A 3,740-nucleotide genomic window follows, 5' to 3' on the forward strand; every position below is an offset into this window, starting at 1 on the left:
CAGTTTGACCCCAAGGTATTGGAGGCAGCTTTTGAGGAAGCCAGGAGGATTTACAAAGAAAGAGGTTTCCAACGCAGGATGGGATTTGGAAAGAAATTGGCGATCATCAATGTAGACTTGGCGAACGCATGGACGAGGCCGGGACATCCTTTCTCCTGCGATGCCGATTCGGCCGTTGAGGCAACAGCCAGGTTGCTCGATGCAGCTCGCGCTTGCAAACAGAAAATACTGATTTGGTTCTCCTGCACGGCCTTTAACGAAAACGGGCTGGAGGACAACGGTCGATGGGAGGAAAAAATACCTCTAAGCACATTACATATTGGAAGCGAGTGGGCAGAGATCGATTCTCGCCTGAAAGTGCAGCCCAATGAAACGGTATTCTATAAAAAGATGGCAAGCTGCTTTGCCGGGACGCCGCTGAACTACCAGCTCAGATCGCGCGACATAGATACAGTAATAGTGACCGGTGCCACTGCCTGCGCATGCGTAAGGCACACCGTCATGGATGCCGTTGCACTCGGCTATAAGGTAATCGTCCCTGCCGAAACCATAGCCGACCGCATCCCGGGAGCGATTCAGTGGAACCTTTTCGATATGGACGCTAAATTTGCTGACGTTATGCCGGTAGACGAGGTCATAGCCTATATAAACAGCCTCAAATAAGGATATCTTCAGCATGTTAACTCTATGGGTGCTCAAGTGATTAGCTGATTTTTAGGGAATCCATAGAGGTATTCGAACGCTGGTTCTCTGGCAGGACCGGCGTTTTTTAAAAGAGGGGGAGAAAGATGAGCTTACTAATTAAAAATGGCACAATTGTCACGGCGTCAAATGAGTTCGTCGGTGACGTTTACGTAAAAGGAGAGAAGATCGAGGCTATCGGGATTGACCTTAACATGCAGGCTGACAATGTCATTGACGCCACGGGGAAGTACGTTTTCCCGGGAGGGGTCGACGAACATGTGCACTACGGCTCCTTTGGTGCGCTGCTTTTTGAGACCTCCCATGCGGCGGGTGTGGGCGGGACCACGACCATCGTAGATTTTGCGCCTCAGGATCAAGGGGTGCCACTTTTGGAGGCAATTAGCATGCAGGCCTCTAAGGCGGAGAACGTCGCTTCCGTAGATTACGCCTTTCATGGCATCATAATGGACCCGAAGGACAGCGTATTTGACGAAATAGAACATCTTCCGGAAGTTGGCGTTTCGTCCCTCAAGTTGTTCATGGCCTACAAGGGGACCAGCTTCTACAGCGATGACGAATCCATTCTCAAGGCGATGATGAAGGCAAAAGACGTCGGTGTCACGATGATGGTACACGCAGAAAACGCTGACATCATCAACGTCTTGCAGAAATATTATCTCGATCAGGGCAAGACCGATCCCGTGTATCATTATTATTCCAGGCCACCCATCGCCGAGGAAGAAGCGACGAACCGGGCAATTGCCCTGGCAAAGGTGGCCGACTGCCCGCTTTTCATCGTCCACGTCAGCGTGAAGGGAGCCATGGAAGCGATTCGAAGTGCCTACGAGGGCGGGTTCCCGGTTTACGGTGAGACTTGCACTCACTACCTTACGTTAACGACGGATTACCTCGCAAAGCCCAACTTTGAGGGCGCAAAGTACGTTTGCTCGCCTCCGCTGCGACCCCAGGAACATTTGGATGCGCTTTGGGAGGCCGTTCAAAAGGGCTGGCTGGTTTCGGTTGGGTCAGATCATTGTGCATTGGTCGGAGGGTATGAAATAACCAAGAAGAAGGGCTTGGGCAACTTTGCAAAGATACCCAATGGGTGCCCGGGTGTGCAAGATCGCATGGTTATGCTCTGGACTTACGGGGTATGCGAGGGGAAGATCACAAGACAGAGGTTTGTCGATCTATTTGCGACAACTCCAGCCAAGGTAGTGGGACTCTATCCTCAAAAGGGGCAGATCGCCGTGGGTTCCGACGCCGACATCGTAATATTTGACCCCAATTTCAATGGGACCATCACCAACGCCGAAAGCTATCATGGGATCGATTACAGTCCCTTTGAGGGCTTCCCGATCAAAGGCAGGCCGGAGCAGGTCTTCTTGCGCGGAAAGTTGATCGCTAAAGAGGGAAAATTTGTCGCCGAAAAGGGTAAAGGACGAAGGCTGACCTGCAAACCTTACGCTTTATGCTATACCTACTATCATAAAGATGATAAATAGAAGATATAGATGCATATCGATGGGCGTGGAAAATTTTAGGGAGCCTTTAAAGGCCCCCTAAAATTTATGCGTGCAGGTTTTCAGGGATGATAGGGCTATCGTAAGGTGATTTTTCGAGGTCCTCCGCCCATTTCAGCAAAAAAGCCTCGACGTCCTCCTTCTTTTTATATGCAAAGGGATTTTTTCTCCACATCATTTCCAATACAGTGGAAGTTGCGTTCACTATCGTGTTTTCATCGCAGAAACGCATGCCCTCTTCGTCCATTTGGACCAGCCAGTTATTCTTCTTGCACCATAGGTTCATGTTCGTGTCGATTATGTTGTTTTCCTTCAAGGTCAAGCCAATTTTTAAATTTGGAAATTTTCTCATCCTCTCGACGTCGCAGCGAATTCCTCGTGCTATCTGCTTCCTGCTGACCACTACGTCCCGGCCTGCAAGCAGCGAAAGGCTGCAACTTATGAAGGGCTCGACGAACATCTTTCGATACATCTCATCCAATTGAAATAGCACCTTAATCTCGGTTTCGCCATCACACCGAGAAAGGTAATCATTCATGAGAGCCGTGAGCAGTTTATTTGCCTTCATGCAGTACCTTGCTTTTTCGTCGATGACGTTATTTTCAAGGAGAACTCCTTTTATGATTTCTGGATATGTAAAGGCAAACGCAGGCGCAGGAAGATAAACGTATATGGTTTCGTTTCTTCCCGGTTGAGGGCGTACAACGCCGAGGAGTTTCAAAGTATCCTTAGGTTCGATGTCGACGAACATGTTCTTGCAGCTTTTCATCACCATCTCTACCACGTTTTTATGTTGCATGATGGAATGGGGATCCGTGAACACCGTGGTGCTCGATTGCTGTGGATCCATCGACATGCCCATGACAGAGGCGGCATGTTCTAGGATGAAGAAGGAAAACCAGTACACGTTCTCGTCGTAAAATTCGTGGTAAAACCACTGCGCATTTCGGTGAAAGATGAGGGGGGAACACAGCTCAAAGAAGCGCAGGACTTCGTCCTTATGAAGCATGAAGTGAATGATGAACTTAGCCTTGAACCCGCGCCTCAGCAGGTTGAGCATTCTCTCCTTCCATCGTTCGGTGTATTCTTCATCCTCCAGCAGCCAGCGGTACTGTTCGCAGTCTATGTATATGATGTTTCCTGGATCGCTTTGGGCTTCTGCCATGTCAAGGAGGTTGGATATTGCCTGCCGCCGTCCCTCTCCTTTTTCATATAGGAAGGCTTTCACTTCGCGAACTGCTTTGTTTCCTATGAAGTCGTTGAAGGGGGTTGAGAAATTTTCATCGGCGATCATGTTTTGTAAGAAATATCGAAATTTCCCGGGGTCCTCGAAATCCTCCAGGGGGTACTGCTTCTTTAATGGGTCTTTTAGAATGTATCCTCCCTGACGGTCGTTTTCTTCGATCAAAAATTCAACGATCTCATCGAAAAAAATGGATTTTTTCGAGATCCGGCGATCGCCGCTTTTCCATTTACTCACTAAGCTGGGATCCACGTGAAGGCGCTTTGCAATGGTGATCGTCGGAATGCCCA

General features: G+C 49.0%; 3 protein-coding genes. 2 read left to right on the top strand and 1 reads right to left on the bottom strand.

The annotated features are described in order from the left end of the window. Together Q7P41_RS09070 and hydA are read left to right on the top strand one after the other, a co-directional pair. A partial coding sequence (locus Q7P41_RS09070; RefSeq protein ID WP_303883654.1) for an isochorismatase family protein occupies positions 1 to 663 on the top strand: 663 nt, incomplete at its 5' end. Between the two features lie 125 nt (positions 664 to 788). Next, the gene (gene hydA, locus Q7P41_RS09075; protein ID WP_303883656.1) at positions 789 to 2,189 is read left to right on the top strand and encodes a dihydropyrimidinase; all 1,401 of its coding nucleotides are present in this window, start codon (positions 789 to 791) and stop codon (positions 2,187 to 2,189) included. Positions 2,190 to 2,253: 64 nt separating this feature from the next. On the opposite strand, the gene Q7P41_RS09080 is transcribed toward hydA, so the two are convergent. Further along, positions 2,254 to 3,740: hypothetical protein (locus Q7P41_RS09080; RefSeq protein WP_303883658.1), on the bottom strand; the 1,487-nt coding region annotated here is incomplete at its 5' end.

The organism is Acetomicrobium mobile (genome assembly GCF_937920065.1).

Excerpts from the sequence above, each read along its gene's own strand:
- hydA (WP_303883656.1), top strand. The coding sequence starts at position 789 with ATGAGCTTACTAATTAAAAATGGCACAATTGTCACGGCGTCAAATGAG.